The following is a 20,176-nucleotide window of genomic DNA, read 5'->3' as shown; positions in this document are numbered from 1 at the left end:
GAAGGATTTGAAGTTCAACTCTAAACAAATTGTTCAGTCTGGAATAATACAACAAAACCGGCGAGATAAGCTCTCGACCGGTTTTTCTTTTCCTCAGCTACAAAAACTTCCGATTATGCTTCTTCCCGTCATACGTGAACAGCACTGGCTTCGACTCCACGGTCGTTTCCAGGTGGACGGTCTTACCCCATAGCTTCTGAATATAGGGGAGCGTCCGCTCCACATATTTCAGGTCGAGCTCTACGCCTTCATAGGAGTGCTTCAAATACAGCTCACCGTTTTTCTCGTAGTCGCCGTTTTCGACCACAATATAGGGGGAAACCGCCGTTAACACGGGAATAGACGAGCTGATCGCGGATATGGGCCCATGTTTTGTCGGTGATTTTCCACTCGGGGCCTTTTTTCTCAAAAATATACAAGTCCATCTCGTCGACTAGCTGCTTGGTTAAATAGTTACGGATGAAGGAAAGGTCGGAGTCGTATTCACGGACGTCGAATATTTTCCTGCGTCCTTGACCTTTCTGGCGTCCGAAGCGTTCTTGCTCCTCTTCTGTCGGATTGTCCCAGCGCTTCTCGATATCCTCGAATATTTTCAACCCTAGATAGTAGGGGTTCAAGCTATGCCTCGATGGAATGACGACAGAGGAGTTCAGCTTGGCGAATTCGATCGTTTCATCCTCCGTCAGATCCATCTCGCGGAGAATCCGTTGATGCCAGTACGAAGCCCAGCCTTCATTCATGATCTTCGTTTCCAACTGCGGCCAGAAATACAGCATCTCGTCACGAAGCATCGTCATAATATCACGCTGCCAATCGGTGAGATAGGGGCCATGCTCCTCGATAAACAGCATAATATCTTTTTCAGGTTTAGCAGGGAATTTCTGTGGAGAATCATCTTTAGCTGCTGAACGAGACGGTGCGGAATCCAGATCCCATAGGTCTTCGTAGCCTAATTTGCGCTCAAACACTTCCTCTTTCTTTTGCTGTTTCTCATTATTTCTACCGTAACGTGAAGCATTGTAAGGCGTTGATATCAACGGATCGACATGCTCCTGGATAGCAAGCACGGCATCGATAAACTTCTCTACCTCGTCGGTACCGTACAGGATTTCATACTGTCTGACGCGCTCGGCGGTAGCGGACATGCTCTCGACCATGTTGCGGTTCGTTTTGGAGAAACGGGCATTATTTTTGAAAAAGTCGCAGTGAGCCAATACGTGAGCGACGATAAGCTTGTTCTGTATTAAGGAGTTGCCATCCAGCAGGAAGGCGTAGCAGGGATCGGAGTTGATGACAAGCTCGTAAATTTTGCTTAAGCCGAAATCGTACTGCATTTTCATTTTATGAAAAGTTTTACCGAAGCTCCAGTGACTGAAGCGGGTAGGCATCCCATATGCACCGAAGGTGTAGATGATATCTGCCGGGCATATTTCATAGCGCATCGAATAATGATCTAGACCGAAGCCAGAGGCAATTTCCGTAATTTCTGCAATAGCGTATTCCAACTGCTTGATATCATCGGCATTCATCGTGCGATCCTCCCTTCGGCTTTAGGAAAAAAGGTTCGTAGTGCTTTATACACCTCGCCTTTCTCGCGAATGACGTAGTGCACGAATTTGGGATCATGAATATTGCGGTAAGCGGACATCAGCGTACTGCTGCGGTTGTACTGGTTGACTTCCCCGTACCCGAACAGGTTGGAACGCTTTACCAGCTCGTTGATCAGCTTGACACAGCGTTCGTTGTCCGAGGTCAAGTTATCTCCATCCGAGAAATGGAACGGATATATGTTATAGCGGGCAGGTGAGTAACGCCGGTCGATCAAGTCCACTGCTAGTTGGTAGGCCGATGAGCAAATTGTTCCACCGCTCTCGCCTTTGGTGAAAAATTCCTCTTCCGTCACTTCCTTGGCTTCCGTATGATGCGCGATAAAAACAATCTCAACATGCTCATATTTAGTGCGCAAAAACCGGGTCATCCAAAAGAAAAAGCTTCGCGCAATATATTTCTCGAACGAGCCCATGGAACCTGAAGTATCCATCATCGCGATAATGAGTGCATTGGATTGAGGCACGATGATTTCTTCCCATGTTTTGAAGCGCAGATCATCAGGGCTGATACCGTGAATGCCAGGGATGCCTGCACCTGCGTTACGGCGAAGGTTTTCGAGGATCGTTCGTTTTTTATCGATGTTGGACATGATCCCTTTTTTACGAATATCGTTAAAAATGATGTCTTTCGTCATGATGTTGTCTTTCTCTTTTTGCTGCAGATTAGGGAGCTCCAGCTCTTCGAACAGCATAGACTGCAGCTCTTCAAGCTGCACCTCTGCATCGTAGTAATCGTCTCCAGGCTGATCGCCGGCTCCTTCTCCTTTACCCGGTCCTTGTGAAGGGGTAGGGTCTACGCCCAGCACGTCGCCAACCTGACTTTCGCCGTCGCCTTGGCCTACGTGTTTGCTTTTATTATAGTTGTAACGAAAACGGTATTCGTCCAAACTGCGAATCGGTACTTTAATGATATGCTTACCGTCAGACATAACGATGCTTTCATCTGTAACAAGGTCAGGCAGGTTCTGCTTAATCGCTTCTCGTACTTTTTGCTGATGCCGGGTCTGGTCCTGATACCCTTTGCGGTGCAGAGACCAATCCTCTCGGGAAACGGTAAATAAGGGTTCTGTCATGTCGGACACCTCCTGAAATGGGTTGGTTTCATGCATATAACGAGCGGACGGTTGACAAGACAATTAGAGAAAAAAGTGCTTGTTACTAAATATATTCAAGTAGGAGGGGGATATGTGAGGGGGACAAGGGCCTATTTTTTAACAGAATTGAATTTATAAATATCGGGCTCTCCGCAAAGTACCTGAATCAGCTTCGAAGTCAAGGCCCCACTTTGTTGGGTTATTTTATAAAGTTAGCGTGGAATTTCAGATGTCAGGAATATAAAAAAAGCCTGCCCCTGCAAGTAGAATGATCTACTTGAGGAACAGACTCTCTTATACAAAGGTTGAACTTAATTATTCAGCTGCGGGCTGTACGACGATTTTCCATGCTTTGCCGATTGGAGGCAAGCTTTTGGTCATCATGGCATCGTAGAAGCCGATGACGTTAGTGCCTTTAGCTAAAGTGCTTTTATCTACGGCTTCGCCCTTCATATTGACGATAGAAGTTTGCTCAGTCAATTGCAGCACGATTTCTTTTTGGGATTGCTCGGTCAAGCCAGTGCCTTTAATCAGCAGGCTGGTTGCCCCATTGTCGCCTGTACGTACTTCCTCAATAGCGCCGGCTGTTCCCAAGATGCCTTTTTTATCAGAGCCTTCAAGAACGGTGATTTTATAAGTCGGAGTTTGCGGCGGCAAGCTCAATGTAGCAACCAGTGAATGCTCAGCTTCGACTTTTTGACCCAATGTAAGATCTGCGAAAGTAAGTGCAGTGCCATCAGCAGTCTGATATGTAGTCTCATTGGATACATTGAGCACTACTCCTTCGGTGCCCACGCCGTTAATTTGTACGGACTTGTGACCTTCTACATCACGAATAGCTGTAATAATCCCTTGAGTTAGGACGGTTTTCTTCTGTTCAACCGCAGATACAGCAACGGAATTGCCTTCTTTAGTCACAGACACGTTCAGGATCTCTTGGAAAAAGGATGCCGGAACATACATCGTATTGTTCATCAGTTCAGGTGCGGTACCGAGTGTTTTGAGCATCTTATTGACACTATAGCTGTCGGCGCCGGTTTTAACATTGGTCCACTGAGGGCCTTTGCTTAGGTCAACCGAGGAGTCCTCTTGTTTCCAAGTCAAAGTGAATCCTAAAGATTCAGCAATAGTACGCAGCGGCAGCATAGCTTCCTGTGCGCCCCCTTTTTGATATCCAGTGAGGGAAGCAGCTTCACCGTTAATAGTCACTTTAATTTGTTCTACCGCGATTGGAGCGGCAATTGGTTTTACGTTATCTGCTTGAGGTGTCATATTCGGCGCTGCATAAGCTGCTCCTCCACCTAATACCATGGAAAGTGCCATAAGAGCGATTCCTTTTTTCATTACATTGTTCATAGTTTAGTTCTCCTTTTTTTGTCAGATCTCCAAATGTAACAAATTTGATTACATTACTATAGACGGGCAGGATGTCGAATATGTTGCACCCATTTAGAAGAAAAGAGGCTATCCCTTGATTATTCAAAGGATAGCCTCTTTGTCTATTATTCATTCACAATGATTAATGAGCTACTTGGTTGTAGGTCATAATCCAGATGGAGCCTGCCACAATCGTCAACAGGATGATAAGGCCTAAAGTCAGAGCCATCATATTCCAGCGTGCGTTTTCTCCTTCTTTCAAATGCATGAAGAACACGAGCTGAACAGCGAATTGCAGAATGGCCATAGCCAGAATGATCACAATTCTAGCGCCTTCACTGAACATATGGTTCAGGATAACAACCAATGGAATGATCGTCAGCACAATCGACAGGAAAAAGCCAATGACATAAGATTTCAACGATCCGTGCGAACCGGAATGCGTGTCGTGTGAATTGGATTGACTCATCTTACATCACCCCCATCAAATAAACGACCGTGAAGACGAAAATCCATACGACGTCAAGGAAATGCCAGTACAAACTGATAACATCGACTTTACGTTTGGTAACCGGCGTAATGCCGTGTTTTTTAAGCTGAAACATGAGACCAATCATCCAGCATAGACCGAGTGATACGTGAAGTCCATGCGTACCGACCAGTGTAAAGAAGGCGGATAGGAAACCGCTAGTTGCAATAGTTGCACCTTCATGATTGATCATGTTTAAGAACTCAGTAACCTCTAAAGCTACGAAGGAAGCGCCGAGTAGTGCTGTTACGGCCAGCCAGCCGATCAGCTGGTTCTTGTTGCCTTTGTGCATGGCCAGTACAGCCAAACCGCTTGTAAAGCTACTTGTTAGCAAGATGAACGTTTCAGCGATAATGCCGGGCATTTCGAACAGCTCTTTAGCTGATGGTCCGCCGTTGGTATTGCCGTGAAGAACGATATAGGTAGCGAATAAAGTACCGAATAAGATACAGTCTGTAATTAGGAAAATCCAGAACCCGAACGTTTTGAGCGACTCTTGATCATGATGACCGTGCTCATGATGGTCGTGTTCGCTGTGTGCTGCCGCATGTGCCATTAGACCTTCGCCCCCCTTAACGCAGCTTCTGTCTGCTTAATTTCATCTACCGGAATGTAGTAGTCTGTGTCGTATGAGAACGAACGTGCCAGCATGCAGAGGAGTATACCGATCATCGCCGGAATTGCTAGCCACAACCAACCCCATACAAACCCGAACCCTGCAAAGAACCAAAGCGTCGATTTGATGAAAGGAATTGCCGAGTTTTTCGGCATATGAATCGGTTCAAGCGGAGCAGTAGGCTCCGGTTTAATGCCTTGAGCAAGCTTTTGCTTTTTCTCCCACCAGTCGTCCACATTATGAACATGCGGCTCAACAGCAAAGTTATACATAGGTGCAGGTGACGGAATGGACCATTCCAGCGTACGGCCGTTCCATGGGTCACCAGTAACGTCACGCTCATGATGCTTGATGCTGTAAGCAATTTGCCATACTTGGAAGATGAATGCGATCCCCATCAAGAAACCGCCGACAGTCGAAATCATGTTAAGCGGGCCCCAGCCCATATCGAAATCATACACGGTCGTACGACGTGTCATACCGTCCAGACCCAAGAAATATTGAGGCATGAAGCATACATAGAAACCGATGTTCCAGAACCAGAATGCCCATTTGCCCAAATGCTCGTTCAGCTTGAAGCCGAACATTTTTGGCCACCAGTAGTACAGCCCTGCGAAGTAACCGAACACAACGCCACCGATCAATACTTGGTGGAAGTGAGCGATCAGGAAGTAGCTGTTATGGAACTGGAAGTCAGCAGGTGCTACCGAAAGCAGAACCCCTGTCATCCCACCGATAACGAAACATGGAATGAAAGCTACGGTCCACAGCATAGGCGTCGGGTAGGATACCCGGCCTCGGAACATCGTGAACAGCCAGTTAAATATTTTAACCCCGGTCGGAATTGCGATGGCCATCGTCGTTATGGCGAAGAATACGTTAACGTCTGCACCCGAACCCATGGTGAAGAAGTGATGCACCCAGGTAAAGAACGAGAGCACGCTAATAATAATCATGGCAAAAACCATGGATTTATATCCGAACAGCTTTTTCTTGGAGAACGTTGCAACGATTTCTGAGAATATACCGAACGCCGGTACGACGACAATATAAACCTCCGGATGTCCCCACATCCATATCAAGTTAATGTACATCATTGGGTTACCGCCGCCGTCAAGCGTAAAGAAGTGAGCCCCGAGATAGCGGTCCAAGAATAATAAGGCCAATGTAATGGTTAAGATAGGGAAAGCGAAAATAATCATAATACAGCTGGAAAATACGGACCAGGTGAACATAGGCATTTGCATCAGCTTCATGCCTGGCGCACGCATTTTCAGGATCGTCACGATAAAGTTAATACCGGTTGCCAAGCTCCCGATACCGGAAATTTGGATACCCCAAATGTAGAAGTTCTGTCCAACACCTGGGCTATGCGACATTTCGGATAGCGGTGGATACGCGAGCCAGCCTGCATCCGGCGAACCGCCGATGACGAAGGAGACGTTGAACAGCATAGCGCCCCAGAAGAACATCCAGAAGCTCAAGGAGTTCAAGAAAGGATAGGCAACGTCGCGCGCTCCTAATTGAAGAGGCACAACGATATTGAACAGACCGAACATGAGCGGCATAGCCATGAACAAAATCATGATAACGCCATGAGTTGTGAAGATCTGATTATAGTGTTCAGGTTCCAGGAACTTCATGTCAGGCATAGCGAGCTGAAGACGCATAAGAAGGGCGTCCACGCCGCCGCGGAACAGCATTAGAATGGAACAAAGAATGTACATAATACCGATACGTTTATGGTCAACGGTTGTCAGCCATTCGCGCCATAGCCAAGTCCACTTTTTAAAATAGGTGAGCACGAACACGATGGCAACCATAGCGAGCGCAATACTAACCTGGGCTCCTAGAATCATCGGATCGCCTGTTACAAAAAACCAGGATGCAAAATCTTTTATTGTATCCAGCATGTGAGTGCCTCCTTTCAGTAATGTTTAATGTCCAGCATGTGAATTCGTCGTTGTTTCTTGCTTCGTTGCAGCTTTAGATTGTTCCTGCTTAGAAGAAGTATCGCTGCCTGTAGCACCGTGGTTCGCATGACTGCCTCCGCCAACGGCATACTTCGTAACGATCTTGTTAAACAGCCCGTCAGGGAAAGAAGAGAAGAATTGCTTCGTTCCTGTACCCGGAGTCGCCAATTGATTGTATCCGTCCATCGTCAACGGTGACGAGGTTTGCTTAATTTCTTTGACCCAATTGTTAAATCCGTCCTCCGATGTGGCATGCACCTGGAATTTCATATCGGTGAAATGCTTACCGCTGAAGTTCGCTCCCGTTCCGTAGTAAACGCCTTGCTCATCGGCTTGCAGGAACAAGGTCATAGCCATACCGGACATCGTATACATTTGTCCACCTAACTGAGGAATCCAGAATGAGTTCATCGGAGCGTCCGAAGTAAGCTCGAACTTAATTGGTGTATCTTCAGGAATTTCAATGTAGTTGACTGTAGCGATGCCTTGCTCAGGATATGTGAAGAGCCATTTCCAGTCCAGAGAGGTTGCTTGAATCGTGATCGCTTTTTTCTCTGAAACGATCGGCTTAGAAGGCTCCAAAGCATAAGTGTCGCGTGCCGTAACAGCGGCCAACACGATGATAATAACGATAGGGATTCCCCACCATACTACCTCCATCAAAGTGCTGTGTGACCAGTTCGGTTTATAGGAAGCTTTGTTGTCTGGCTTGTCACGATACCGCCATACGATATAAGCGGTCAATATGAGTACAGGGACCAGAACGATTCCGCACAAAATCGATGCGGTTATAATGAGATCTTTTTGTCCAGCGGCGATGGGTCCCTTCGGATTCATGACCATGATGGATTCGCAACCCGAGAGGAGCACCAGCATGGTCAAGAAGATCAGCGGAGCAACAATCCGAGCAGCTTTTTTCGTTAGTCGCATGTAATATCATCTCCTTAAGTTTATCCGAACGCTCGGATGAAGCAGATTGTGAAATGTGGAACGTTCTTAGCTATTTCTTAAGATAACAGATATTAAACTTTATTTCGCCGCTGTTAACAAATACGTCAAGGTTTCGTCTTTTTTCTGTAAAATAAAGTTCACGAAAAAGATGATTATTAATTTTTGGCAAACAAAAACCCCTCCAAGATCGCTCTTAAAGGGGTTTAAATGTAAAAACCTGTAAGGTTTTAAAGGCTATTGTTGAATTTTGTCATTTTCATCATCAATCATTCGGGAATGAACGAGATGGATGGCCGTGCGAATAACATAAATGTGAACACTTCCTACCAAGAAGCCGACACCCACCATAAGGGATGTGTTACGATCGCTGAAGTGCTGCAAATTAAATAAACATAATAACAGACCAATGCCAAGAATGCCCCAAGCTGCAGCCGTCATCCAGTTGACAAGACGTTGTACATCCCCTGCATTGTGGCGTACGCTGCTAACTGCTGCTGTTTTCGTAGTCATAATGGTCACTTCCATTTCCTTTGTAAGTGTTTTCTTGATATCAGTATAGCATAAGTTGGATGGTTTGTTCAAGGAATGTTCAATTTTTGATCGAAATTCAGACAAATTTGGGTGAAGGCCGGCTAGAAGGCTTTGCAATGCTTTAGCATTCATGGTATGACCTGTTGGTTTTAGCTTATCCCCCGAAAGAAAAACGTAAAAAAGTAATGTGGACTATAAATCTTTCCATTTATCCAAATAGAGAGCTATATATTAAGAAGGAAGTGCAATGCTGTACGTTAGAAATACCCCATTTATAAAGGAAGTAATCAAACGAAGATAGTATCGGCTTTTGGTTTTGCTAACGACCATTTAGTACTCTCCTTATGTTAAAATCAGGGGAGTATTTGGGTTTATGACAACTAAATCATAAAAAATCACAACTCATAGTTAAAGTAAAGCCATGGAAGAGGCAGAGTACAAGTAGTATGATGATGAGAAGAACCTTATTCTTAATGAAGGAAGGGAACAACAGCTCATGTTGAATCAGAAAGAGTTCATAGAAGAAATAATGGGGTTTGACGTTTTGGATACACATACTCATCTTGTAGGGCAGCAGCTTAGCGCACAAGATTTCTGGGAGATTGCGCATTATTTTTGGCTGAACAGAGAAATGCAGGCTGCTGGGTATCCGGATCATGCAATGGATTTACCGGAGGAAGAGCGTATTGAAGTTTTTTTGGCCGCCTATAAGGCGTCTCGCAATACGTTAATGAATTGGGTGTTCACCAATATATTCAAAAATTTATACGGTATTGAAATTCGTGACGCTCAGTCTATCCGTGAGGCCGATGCAGCAGTCCGGGCGTCCAATGCCCGTCCAGGCTGGGCTCAGGAAGTGGCAGACAAGCTAAGCGTTCGTGCTTTCGTAACGAATATGCCGGATCATGCGAAGTGTAATCATATGAATCGGGATGCTATTCTTATTCCGCGGATCGACGGAAGATTGTTCGACTGGACGAAACAAATTCATCAGGCGGACAATCGGGAGCAAGCCTATGATGAAGTGAAAAAGACAATTGGCGAATTAATAGCCACCTTCAAAGGATGGGGCTGCCCGGGAATTATGACAACGCTTCCTGCATACGATGCGAAGGCCAATGAAACGTATGTGATAAAAGAGGCAACACGCGATCAGCTCATGATGCTCCTCCTTCACACTATTTGCGAGACATTGGAGCAGAATAACATGTTCCTGCAGCTGTTCCTTGGCGTTGAGCGCTCCTGGTGCGACACGGCTATTCCTGTCAATGATCCGCTGCGAATTGCTAAGCTGTCCGGCTTGTTTGCCCGTCACCGCATTCAGTTCGAGCTTGTCGTTGCCTCGGAGATTAACAATCTGGATGTCGTACAAGCGGCTTGGAATTACCCTAACGTTCATGTTGGGGGCATGTGGTGGTTCAATTTCCGCGCGAGCACTTACCGTGACATTATGCAGTACCGTATGGAGGCGCTTCCTGGAATGAAGAGCTCGCTTATTGTATCGGATGCTAGAAACATTGAATGGTGTTACGGGAAAATATTGCTCATTAAAAAGCTTATGGGTGAATTTCTATACAATCAGATCGAAGCCGGGTGGATCGACTATGAAACGGCGATTCAGCTTGCAAAGGATTGGCTTTACGACAGCGCGGCTCAACGGTACGGATTTAATCCACATTTATCATAAATCATGGCGAGAAGCTTTATGAGGGGAGTTTGAAAATGAAGGCACTTTTGGTTGGGCTCGGGAGCGCAGGATTTTCCTGGTACAAAAGATTAAGGGATAAAGGTTTGTTGGCCGCGGTGGTCGAGACAGATGCTTCAATGAAAGAGAAGATGGGGGATGATCACTTCCCTTTCTACACTTCCCTTGCCGAGGCTTTAGAGAAGGAGCAGCTTGATTTTGTAGTAAATGTAACTTCTCCTATGGCGCATACGGTAGTTAATAATGCTGCTTTTGACAAAAAACTGCCTGTTCTGTGCGAGAAGCCGATATCGTTTGATTATGAGGAATCGATTGTAGTAGTGGAGCGTGCGGTTAAGGAGAACATTCCCTTCATGATAGCAGAAAATTACCGCCGTCATGCCGCTATACGTAAATTGAAGCAGCTGCTCGATGCAGGCGCAATCGGACGTATTTCCACTATGGACATTGTTTTCTACAGATACCACCATGTCGAGCGCAAATATACGGTGAGCCTGCTTGATGATATCGGCGTCCATCACTTTGATATGATCCGCTATTTGACCGGTGTTGAAGGAAAAAGCGTCTATTCGGATATGTACAACCCGATAAGTGGTTGGGACGAAGAGGGTGCCATCATTAACACCAGCGCTTTGATAGAGATGGAGAACGGGATCAAGGTGAGCTATAACGGCTCGATCTCCTCCAGAGGAAAGCAAACGCCATGGCACGGCGATTGGCGGATCGAGGGAACGGAAGGTACGATCCAATATGAGAATCAAGTCATCCATCTTATTAAGGATGGCGTTGAGGAGCAAATCAGCGATTACAGCGGTGTAGACACTTCCGACACATTAGCGGAGTTCTTGGCATCGCTTCAGGAGAAGCGCGATTCGGAGACGAGCGGAACGGATTATTTAAAATCCCAGACACTGGTGCACTACGCCAAATTATCCAGTGCCGAAGGACGAAAATTAGAAATAAAGTACCCGAACTAGCATCTGCTCCCGAAAAAATTCGATGCCAGAGGGGCTGTACTTCAGGTGAATAGATCACCTGCGGGCAGCCCTTTTATATTCCTTCTTATTTATAATTCGAAAAATGAAGGGACTTGTATGAAGAGAACCGTCGGTGCATTTCTGACCATAGCTCTTACTACCGTTAGTACTGTTGGTTGTTTCAATGATGACAAAGCTGCAAAACAGCTAGCACCTGAGGGCAGCAAGCCTACGAAATTTTCTATTTCCTACACAACGACTTCGAGCAGCGGATATTATTCACGATTTAGCGATTTGAGCCAGGAAAAGTGGGTACTTAAATTAGGAGAACTGACCAACACTTCTCTTGAAGTGAAGGTGATTGAGGAATCTAAGCTTCCTGTTATGCTAGCAGGCAGCAGCATTCCGGACGTTATCGGAAGCAACGGTACACCCACCAGTACAACGATGTCAAGCTCAGTTGAAGCGGGTGTTTTTATGCAGCTCGACGAGTTGTTGAAGCAGTATGCTCCTAATCTGTTGAAGCACGTGCCGAAGGCTGCATGGGAAGCCGTATCTTACAATGGGAAAATATACGGTATCCCCAATTATTTGACGGTCCCGTCCCGAAGAGCGACCTTTATCCGAACGGATTTGCTGGAGAAGGCAGACTTGAAGCCGCCGCAGACGGTGGATGAGTTTCTGGATGTGCTAAGGGCCTTTAAGAACATGGGAATCGAGCATCCTTATTTGATGCGGGAAAACTTGAAATATGCTGATCTCATTTTGGGAGCGTATGACGTACTTCCTTACCGGGATCAATTTGAGGTGGTCAACGGGGAAGTGTTGCCTAAATTTTTTGATGTAGAGCATATGGAGAAAGCGCTCCAGACCTATAAGACCATGCTGGATGAGGGGCTCATTGCCAAAGATTTCGCTGCAATTTCATCGGCGGACTTCTTGAGCTTCATTCGTTCCGGCAAAGCGGGAATGTGGTCTTCCAATGCTATAGGACTGATTGATTTCCGAACCTCCATCAAACAGGCGGCTCCTTCGGCCAAAGTAGACATTATCCCTTCTCCTAAGGGACCGGAAGGTACAAGCGGCTATTTTTACTATACCCCAGTCATCTCGGCTTTTTATATTAACAAAAACGTCAAACCGGAGACAGCGGCACGGATCGTTCAGTTTTTTGACTGGATGCAAACACCGGAGGCGGAGAAATTTTTCACTTTCGGCATTGAAGGGGATACTTACACCGTGGAGAATGGCAGGATCCACTATAAGCTCCCTCAAACGAAGGAAGCTGTTGAAGAAGAAGGGTGGCGAAGCGGTATGCTGTGGGGCGCTCATGACGCTACGGCTAACCGTTTGCGGCTTCAGCTCGATCAGAATGGCAGAGATACGCTGAATGCATTAGATAACATAGTCATGAAAGAGGGGCTTCCGGGTATCGGCTTTAATCCGGACTTGATTTCATTTTCCAAGTTTCAGGATCTTGCCCCCATGACGCAGGATGGCGCTCCGAAATTTATTATGGATCATATCATCAAGATGATTTATGGCAAAGAGCCTATCAGCGATTGGCCTAAGGTGATCGAGGAGTACAGACAAACAGGCGGAGATGAAATTATTAAAGAGGCAACGGAACGCTATAACCGACAAGAAGGAATCGTTAATCTGTACAAACCATGAGGTGTGCTCTTTTCGATACAAGGGAGAAAACGGCGTTGACGCGCTTTTGTACACGCAAAAGGATTATATAGAAGAGTTACTGTGCCGAAGCGTTTCGGTATCCCCCCACAGCTTGAGGGATTATGCTTATGGCCGGTGCAAAAGGAGCTGACTTCCATGCATTTGCTCATCGTTGATGATGAACCGATTATTCGTTTAGGATTGGTCAAAATGGCAGAGGTGTATGCGCCTTCCTTCGAAGGAATTAGAACCGCGGAGAACGGCTTGGATGCTTTGCAAAAAATACAAGCTTTGGAGCCGGACATTGTCCTGACGGATATTCGCATGCCCAAAATGGACGGCTTGGCGCTATGCCAAGCGATTCACAGCGATTATGCACATATCCAAACCGCTGTTATTTCCGGATATAACGATTTTGAGTATGCTCAAAAAGCGATGACTTATGGCGTGAAGCATTATTTACTAAAGCCACTGATGAAAACGGATCTGCATAGGGTGCTAAGTCAGCTTGTTCAGGAATCGACGACAGGCTACTTCTCCGTATCCCGCTATATTGAGTGGATTGATGCGATGGAGCAGTGTATTTGGTCGCTTCAGATGGATGAATTGACTCGGCTTACCGACTTGTGGAGGCAGTACTGTATATCAGCCAATTTGACTCTAGGCAAGTTAAAGGAGCTTTTGGAAGACTGTACGGCGATGTTGGTCAAACGGTTCCATGCCAGAGGTGTGTTAAAGGATTATGTGCACACAGACCTGCAGGACTCGAGCACCAAGTCGGCATTGGATTCTTTCGAGAACAGGCTTCGTCAAATGGCGGTCACCCTTCTTGCAAATCGTAAAGGGAATTTCAAAGACCCCATGGAGGAAGCCAAAGCGTACATAGATAGCAAACTTTCTGAAGATATATCGCTTGATCAGGTTGCGGCGATGATAGGTCTCACTCCCACTTATTTCAGTGCCTTATTCAAAAGAATGACTAACGAAACATTCGTTCGCTATCGGATTAACCGGCGTATGGAAAAGGCCAAAGAGCTTCTGTCCGTCCCACATATCCGAATTGTGGATGTGGCCGAATTAGTAGGCTATGAGGATTATCCGCATTTTACGAAAACATTCAAAAAAATCTTCGGCATCTCACCGTCTGAATTTCGAAATCAAATGGGGATCAAATGAAGCGTGGAAGTGTATATCGCAAGCTGTTTGTTTATTTTTTAGTTGTTATCGTTCTATCCTTATCGAGTGTGGGAATATTCTCCTACACCACTTCTTCTCAAGAGCTGGATGTGTTGGCTAAAAATCAAATGACACAAATTGTGGCTAATGCCGTGCATCATACGGACTTATACTTGCAAGCGTATGAACGCTCAATGGTTTCTTTACTAACCAACAGAGAAGTGAAACGATTCCTGGATTTGCCGCCCAAACCGGAATTTTATGAATTTTTTGAGTATCGCAAAACGATTAAGGAAGCGGGTGTCGATCCGGTATTTATCCGTAATCCGGAAATTGCTTCGATCTACATCATTAGCTTTAACGAGAATGCAGCGTATTATTTTTATGATGTGCCGGAGCAATCGTTCAGTCCAAATGAAATTCGTGAGCAATTAAGCTATTACCGTTCCCATACCAATGAGGACGGAAGCTTGAGTATATTGAACCACAGTATATTAAACGATACGCGTTTTCCTATGCTGACCCTTATCAGACAGATCAAAGGATTAACCTCATCATCGCCCAAAGGGATTCTGGCCATAGAGATGCGTGCGCCGGACCTGGCAGCCATGTGGAAGGGAATTGAGCTTGGACCAAACGGGTACTTTTTCATTATGGACGATAAAGGACAGATCGTATATCATCCACAGCGCGAAAAGGTGGGGGCCTTTGTTGATGGCAAATTGCAGCACAAGCTCAGCGATAACGAGTTGTCTTTGGTTGAAAATACCGAGGAAGGCGTTCGACGAATGTATATGTCACAGAAATCCGACTATTCAGGCTGGAATCTCGTTATTTCTATGCCTCTGGATGAGCTGCGCAAACCTGTATCCAAGATTCGCACGACGACGATCATCGTAGGCTTGTTCACACTGTGCATTGCCCTGCTTTTGGCCTATCGATTCGGCAAATCCATTACAGAGCCGATCCAAGTACTGAAGAATGGAATGCGTGAGACGGAAAAAGGTAACTGGTCCATTATTCCACTGCCTGAACGTTACGATGAAATGGTTGAGCTTATGATGCGTTACAACGTCATGGTTAACCGGCTGTCGGAAATGGTGGAAAGAGTATACCAAGTTGAATTGAAAAATCAGGAAATGCGCCTGGAACGGCAGCAAGCGGTGCTTCAATCTCTGCAACTGCAAATCAATCCGCATTTTATGTATAACACGTTGGAAATGATCGTATGTTACGCCTTTATTCGGGATTCGGAGGAAATATCCGAAATCGTTGAGTCACTTGCTTATATGCTGCGCTATTCCGTTCAGACGAATTTGGAGGAAATAACGATAGCCAATGAGCTCAAGCATGTCATGCATTATCTGGTGATTCTGCGGCACCGGATAGGGCGCGAGTTTGAAGTCGACGTTGCCGTACAACCGGATTATCTGCTGCACAATATGGTTCGGCTTACACTCCAGCCATTGGTTGAGAATGTGTTCCAGCATGCGTTCCCAGATGGCGTAGAGGACTACCATTTCATCCGGATCGACGCTGGAGAGACTGACGGAATGTTCTGGGTTAGCGTGGAGGATAATGGGATTGGCATTACTGGTGAGGCGCTAGCGCAACTCCAAGCTAAATTAAACGCAAACAGACTTGCGGATGAAGAGTCCGGCAGGAAGGGCGGCATTGGTATTATTAACGTGCATCGGCGTATTCAAATGGTGTTTGGTGAATCCTACGGATTAAAAATTGAAAGTGCGCCCGAGCAAGGGACGAAGCTGATCATGATGATGCCAGCCCTTGTCGATAATAATTGAGTAAGGCTCAAACGAGAGGAACAATTGGCTGCAGGCATAGCAGCATTCGTTCCTTTTGCTTTGAGGTAGCGGGTTTAAAAGGACTGCTAGCCTGCAAGTTAAATAATGAATATCCTGAAGTTAAATAAAGACTATCTCTTTGTCTTACACTTTCCTCATTTTATTAATCAGGTTAAATACGGGAGATTGCCTGGTACTTTCCTATCAGCGATACTACAATAGGATGAATATATTAAAGAGAATCATGAGAAAGCCGGCGCTTTTGTCACTTTCGCGTGATTAGGAGGAGACATCATGACTGTGTTTAATGTTTTGGAATACGGGGCCGTTGGTGACGGCTTAACTATGAATACGGATGCGATTCGCCATACTTTGGAAGCTTGCGAAGCGGCTGGCGGGGGGACGGTCTATTTCCCTGCGGGAACGTATTTAACGGGTGCCGTACATTTGAAAAGCAACATGACCGTCCATATCGATTCGGGAGCGAAGCTTCTGTTCTCGACAAATCCGGACGATTATCCTTTTGTTAAAACACGTTGGTCCGGTTATGAGTGTTACGGCTACTCCCCGTTGGTTTACGGAGTGGATTTAACGAATATATCGATTGTGGGCGGCGGCATCATTGACGGTCAAGGCGCTGCATGGTGGCAGCAATACCGCGAATGCAAGGCAGGACGTCGTCCTTCAAATGTTCGTGAGCTTCAACTGTTTGATCTGAACCGTCATCTCATGGACATTAAGAGCAATATTGTGGAATGGGAGACACAATTTTTGCGTCCGGCTCTCTTCCAATTATTCCGCTGTACGAATGTGCGGTTGGAAGGCATTACACTGCAAAATTCGCCGTTTTGGAACACGCATCTCGTCTACTGCGATAATGTGACTATTCACAGCGTCTTGATTCAGAATCCTTCAGATACGCCGAACGGAGACGGGCTCGATATCGATTCCTGCCGTTACGTTCGTATCTCCGACTGCCAATTTGACGTTGGTGACGACTGCTTGTGCTTGAAATCCGGTATCGATGAGGACGGAAGACGAATCGGTATTCCGACGGAAAATGTAACAATAACAAACTGTACTATGCGCGCAGGTCATGGAGGAGTCGTCTTAGGAAGCGAAACGGCTGGCGGAATCCGCCATGTGACGATATCCAACTGCGTCTTCATTGGCACGGACCGTGGCATTCGGTTCAAATCTAACCGGGCACGCGGAGGGACAATTGAGCATGTACAAGTAAATAACATTTTTATGAAGGGTGTCCTCTGCCCGATTGCTATTAACTCGTTCTATCGTTATGGAGTCGATCCTGCTAATCCTTCGATCTCGAGTCCTGAGCCTCAGCCGATCTCGGAATCCACTCCGGTATTCCGTCATATTCATCTGAGCCATATTACGGCAACGGAAGTGCTGGGAGCAGCAGGCTTCCTGTATGGACTCCCTGAAATGCCGATTGAAGATGTCGTTATGGATCATATTCATATCGAAATGACGACGGATCCGAATGAACAAGGCGGCGAGCCCGATATGGTGCGCGAGGAGCTTGTAATGGCAGGCAAGGGAATGTACTGCAAATATGTGCGCTCTCTTCAAATGCATCATGTACGTATCGAGACGAGAGAAGGCGCTGCTCTTACAATTGAGAATGGCGATGATATAGAATTAATGGGATTTGGAATGAAAAAACCGCATGTCGGCACGGCGGTCATTGAATTGAAGGATACGCTGGGAGCATTCATTCAAGGCGGTTCGGCAGCGAAGGGAACCGATGTGTATGCGCGAATCAGCGGAGCCAATACGCAGGATATCGTATTTACTGGCAACAGGCTGGATAAAGCAGTGCAGGAAATAATCGTGGATGCTGCGGTTCAAGGAACCGTTGTGGTAAAATAGGGTAAAAAAGCAGGTGATAGAATGAAAGTATTGGTTCTTGGAGGAACAGGAGTCATCAGCCGTTCGGTTGTTGAACATGCTCTAACGAAGGGGCATGAAGTTACCGTATTTAATAGAGGCAGCAAGAATCATTTGTTCGCAAGCGAAGTGAAGTTCATCGTCGGCGATAAATCCAATCGGGAGCAATTCCGCGACCTGATGAAGGAACAGCAATTCGATGCGGTAATCGATATGATTTCGTTCGATGCAGCGGATGCTGAGTTTACATTGGATGCGTTTAAGGGTCGTGTAGGACAGTTCATCTTTTGTTCTAGCAGCGCTGCTTATCAAAGGCCTTTTCGCACGATTCCGACTGTAGAAGATGCAGAGGAACTCTGCGACGACCCGTCATTTCCATATGCTTTCCATAAAGCAGAAATGGAACGCTATTTGCGTCAGGTGATCGCTCGCGGTGAGGAAGACATAACGATCATTCGTCCTTCGTTAACTTATGGTATCGGCTGCGCTAATCTAGGTGTACTTCGACAAAATGTCAATATTGTACACCGCATGCGAGCAGGTAAACCGCTTCTCATGTTCGGTGACGGAACGGTTCCGTGGAGCTTCAGCTTTGCTCCGGATGTGGCTAAGGCGTTCGTAGGAGCTGTCGGCAATAAGAAGATGATCGGTCAATCCTATCATGCGACAAGCGAAGAAGTGCATATATGGCAAGACCTGTATACGGAAATAGGCAAGCTGGTAGGCGTGGAGCCTAACATCGTTCATCTTAGCTCTGAGCTTCTGAAGGAAGCGAACCCGGCATTATTCGCTCATTTATATTATGAAAAATGCTACTCAGGCTTGTTCGATAACAGGAAGCTGAAAAGAGACTTGCCTGGCTATAAGGCTGATATTTCACTTTCCTCCGGCCTATCTATGCTGTTAGATTGGTATGAGCGGGAAGGTCATCAAGTCGATAAAGAGAAGGATTTCCTGGAGGACCAATTAACGGGGGCCTATGCGGAATTTTGCAAGCAATTGAAGGCTATGAATTTGTAGATTCATGTCAAAACGATTCCAAAAGCTGTTAAGTAAGCAGTCGGTTATGCGTTTGTTACCCAATCGCATAATCGTCTGTTTCTTATTATAATGGACTAAGGCTGCTTACCATAATACGTTAAACAGGAGGAGTATTTCATGCAATATCGGCAATTAGGGTCAACAGAATTATCGGTCAGTGAAATAAGCTTCGGCACTTGGGCTATCGGCGGATCATGGGGAAAGGTCGATGATAATGAATCCCTTCGTGCCTTATCGCGTGCTATGGAGGCCGGAGTGAATTTCTTCGATACGGCAGATGTATACGGCAGCGGGCACAGTGAGGAATTGCTTGCCAAAGCGACGAAAGGCAAGGAAGATACGATCCATATAGCGACCAAGTTTTGCAGAGTGGGTGATATTCACGATCCTTCCATCTATTCGGAAGCTTCAGTTCGCGCTTACTGTGAACAAAGCTTAAAAAGACTCCAAAGGGAACGCATCGATTTGTATCAGATTCATTGTCCGCCTATTTCCATCTTGCGTGATGGTTCCGTATTCGCCGTATTGGATAAGCTGCGCGATGAAGGGAAAATCCGTGAATATGGAGTCAGTGTCGAAACGGTTGAGGAAGGGCTGCTTTGCCTGCAGTATCCTAACGTCAAGGCGCTTCAGGTTATCTATAATATATTTAGACAAAAGCCGGAGAAGGAGCTTCTTCCACTGGCCAAAGAGAAGGGAGTCGGAATTTTGGTTCGCCTGCCTTTGGCAAGCGGTTTGTTAACCGGTAAATTTTCCGAGCAATCCCAGTTTGAAACAGACGACCATCGCAGCTATAACCGTAATGGAGAAAGCTTTAATGTCGGTGAGACTTTTGCGGGCTTGCCTTTCGAGAAAGGTGTTGCATTAAGCCGTCAGTTGAGCTGGATCGCGGAGGGCAAAGGGAATATGACCCGCGCGGCATTGCGATGGATTCTCGACAATCCGAATATTACCTGTGTCATTCCAGGCTTCAAAAACACGGCGCAAGTCGAGGACAACCTGGGAGTGTTAAGCACAACGCCATTTACTGAATCCGAGCAGTTGCGCCTGCAACAATTCTACGAACAGGAAGTTCATGAGCTTATCCGTGGGGCGTATTAATCAAAAGTGACTATATTCCGACAAATGCCGCTTTCTTCTTGCTGAAAGCGGTTTTTTATATTAATGTCATGGATGACTATTACGTTAAGAACAGGAAGGTGTCCA

At 46.1% G+C, this 20,176-nt stretch carries 17 protein-coding genes; 8 read left to right on the top strand and 9 right to left on the bottom strand.

All coding sequences use genetic code 11. The features are described 5' to 3' along the window. Nucleotides 1-97: 97 nt before the first annotated feature. The 9 genes from QMA13_RS36735 to QMA13_RS28380 all read right to left on the bottom strand — a co-directional run bounded on the left by QMA13_RS36735 (nucleotide 98) and on the right by QMA13_RS28380 (nucleotide 8,660). Nucleotides 98-307 carry a hypothetical protein gene (locus QMA13_RS36735; protein WP_481858044.1) on the bottom strand — a complete coding sequence of 70 codons (210 nt, stop codon included), beginning with the start codon at nucleotides 305-307 and terminating at the stop codon, nucleotides 98-100. Continuing rightward, nucleotides 273-1,529, bottom strand: coding sequence for a SpoVR family protein (locus QMA13_RS28415; protein WP_481858043.1), 1,257 nt, complete (start codon nucleotides 1,527-1,529; stop codon nucleotides 273-275). The genes QMA13_RS36735 and QMA13_RS28415 overlap by 35 nt, the downstream gene beginning before the upstream one ends. Continuing rightward, nucleotides 1,526-2,683, bottom strand: coding sequence for a sporulation protein YhbH (gene yhbH / locus QMA13_RS28410; RefSeq protein WP_282937035.1), 1,158 nt, complete (start codon nucleotides 2,681-2,683; stop codon nucleotides 1,526-1,528). Before yhbH ends, QMA13_RS28415 begins: the two co-directional genes overlap by 4 nt. A 336-nt stretch (nucleotides 2,684-3,019) precedes the next feature. Further along, nucleotides 3,020-4,060: a copper amine oxidase N-terminal domain-containing protein gene (locus tag QMA13_RS28405; RefSeq protein ID WP_282937034.1), complete on the bottom strand. Its 1,041-nt coding sequence runs from the start codon at nucleotides 4,058-4,060 to the stop codon at nucleotides 3,020-3,022. A 163-nt stretch (nucleotides 4,061-4,223) separates the two neighbouring features. Then, nucleotides 4,224-4,550, bottom strand: coding sequence for a cytochrome o ubiquinol oxidase subunit IV (gene cyoD / locus QMA13_RS28400; RefSeq protein ID WP_282937033.1), 327 nt, complete (start codon nucleotides 4,548-4,550; stop codon nucleotides 4,224-4,226). A 1-nt stretch (nucleotide 4,551) separates the two neighbouring features. After that, on the bottom strand, nucleotides 4,552-5,166 hold the full coding sequence (gene cyoC, locus QMA13_RS28395) for a cytochrome o ubiquinol oxidase subunit III (protein WP_282937032.1): 615 nt from the start codon (nucleotides 5,164-5,166) through the stop codon (nucleotides 4,552-4,554). Then, nucleotides 5,166-7,139, bottom strand: a complete 1,974-nt coding sequence (locus QMA13_RS28390) for a cbb3-type cytochrome c oxidase subunit I (RefSeq protein ID WP_282937031.1) — start codon at nucleotides 7,137-7,139, stop codon at nucleotides 5,166-5,168. The genes cyoC and QMA13_RS28390 overlap by 1 nt, the downstream gene beginning before the upstream one ends. Nucleotides 7,140-7,163: 24 nt before the next feature. Next, nucleotides 7,164-8,129: a ubiquinol oxidase subunit II gene (cyoA, locus tag QMA13_RS28385; protein ID WP_282937030.1), complete on the bottom strand. Its 966-nt coding sequence runs from the start codon at nucleotides 8,127-8,129 to the stop codon at nucleotides 7,164-7,166. A 255-nt stretch (nucleotides 8,130-8,384) separates the two neighbouring features. Then, nucleotides 8,385-8,660: a hypothetical protein gene (locus QMA13_RS28380; protein WP_282937029.1), complete on the bottom strand. Its 276-nt coding sequence runs from the start codon at nucleotides 8,658-8,660 to the stop codon at nucleotides 8,385-8,387. 517 nt (nucleotides 8,661-9,177) lie between these two features. Here QMA13_RS28380 and QMA13_RS28375 point away from each other — a divergent pair. The 8 genes from QMA13_RS28375 (at nucleotide 9,178) to QMA13_RS28340 (ending at nucleotide 20,071) form a co-directional block, all read left to right on the top strand. Beyond that, a complete protein-coding gene (locus tag QMA13_RS28375) occupies nucleotides 9,178-10,368 on the top strand; it encodes a glucuronate isomerase (protein ID WP_282937028.1) in 1,191 nt (396 codons plus the stop codon). Between the two features lie 35 nt (nucleotides 10,369-10,403). Continuing rightward, the gene (locus QMA13_RS28370; RefSeq protein ID WP_282937027.1) at nucleotides 10,404-11,363 is read left to right on the top strand and encodes a Gfo/Idh/MocA family protein; all 960 of its coding nucleotides are present in this window, start codon (nucleotides 10,404-10,406) and stop codon (nucleotides 11,361-11,363) included. A gap of 117 nt (nucleotides 11,364-11,480) precedes the next feature. Next, complete coding sequence (locus QMA13_RS28365; RefSeq protein ID WP_282937026.1) at nucleotides 11,481-13,037, top strand: extracellular solute-binding protein; 1,557 nt, start codon at nucleotides 11,481-11,483, stop codon at nucleotides 13,035-13,037. A 156-nt stretch (nucleotides 13,038-13,193) separates the two neighbouring features. Then, complete coding sequence (locus QMA13_RS28360; RefSeq protein ID WP_282937025.1) at nucleotides 13,194-14,213, top strand: response regulator transcription factor; 1,020 nt, start codon at nucleotides 13,194-13,196, stop codon at nucleotides 14,211-14,213. After that, entirely contained in the window at nucleotides 14,210-16,018 is a 1,809-nt protein-coding gene (locus tag QMA13_RS28355; protein WP_282937024.1) for a cache domain-containing sensor histidine kinase, read from the top strand. Before QMA13_RS28360 ends, QMA13_RS28355 begins: the two co-directional genes overlap by 4 nt. 294 nt (nucleotides 16,019-16,312) lie before the next feature. Then, nucleotides 16,313-17,911 carry a glycoside hydrolase family 28 protein gene (locus QMA13_RS28350; protein WP_282937023.1) on the top strand — a complete coding sequence of 533 codons (1,599 nt, stop codon included), beginning with the start codon at nucleotides 16,313-16,315 and terminating at the stop codon, nucleotides 17,909-17,911. Between the two features lie 21 nt (nucleotides 17,912-17,932). Further along, nucleotides 17,933-18,949: an NAD-dependent epimerase/dehydratase family protein gene (locus tag QMA13_RS28345; RefSeq protein WP_282937022.1), complete on the top strand. Its 1,017-nt coding sequence runs from the start codon at nucleotides 17,933-17,935 to the stop codon at nucleotides 18,947-18,949. A 138-nt stretch (nucleotides 18,950-19,087) separates the two neighbouring features. After that, nucleotides 19,088-20,071 carry an aldo/keto reductase gene (locus tag QMA13_RS28340; protein WP_282937021.1) on the top strand — a complete coding sequence of 328 codons (984 nt, stop codon included), beginning with the start codon at nucleotides 19,088-19,090 and terminating at the stop codon, nucleotides 20,069-20,071. Nucleotides 20,072-20,176 lie beyond the last annotated feature (105 nt).

The organism is Paenibacillus sp. RC67 (assembly GCF_030020805.1).
GTDB lineage: Bacteria > Bacillota > Bacilli > Paenibacillales > NBRC-103111 > Paenibacillus_S.
Note: the sequence above shows the minus strand (reverse complement) of the source record. Positions and strands in the feature narration are given on the sequence as shown.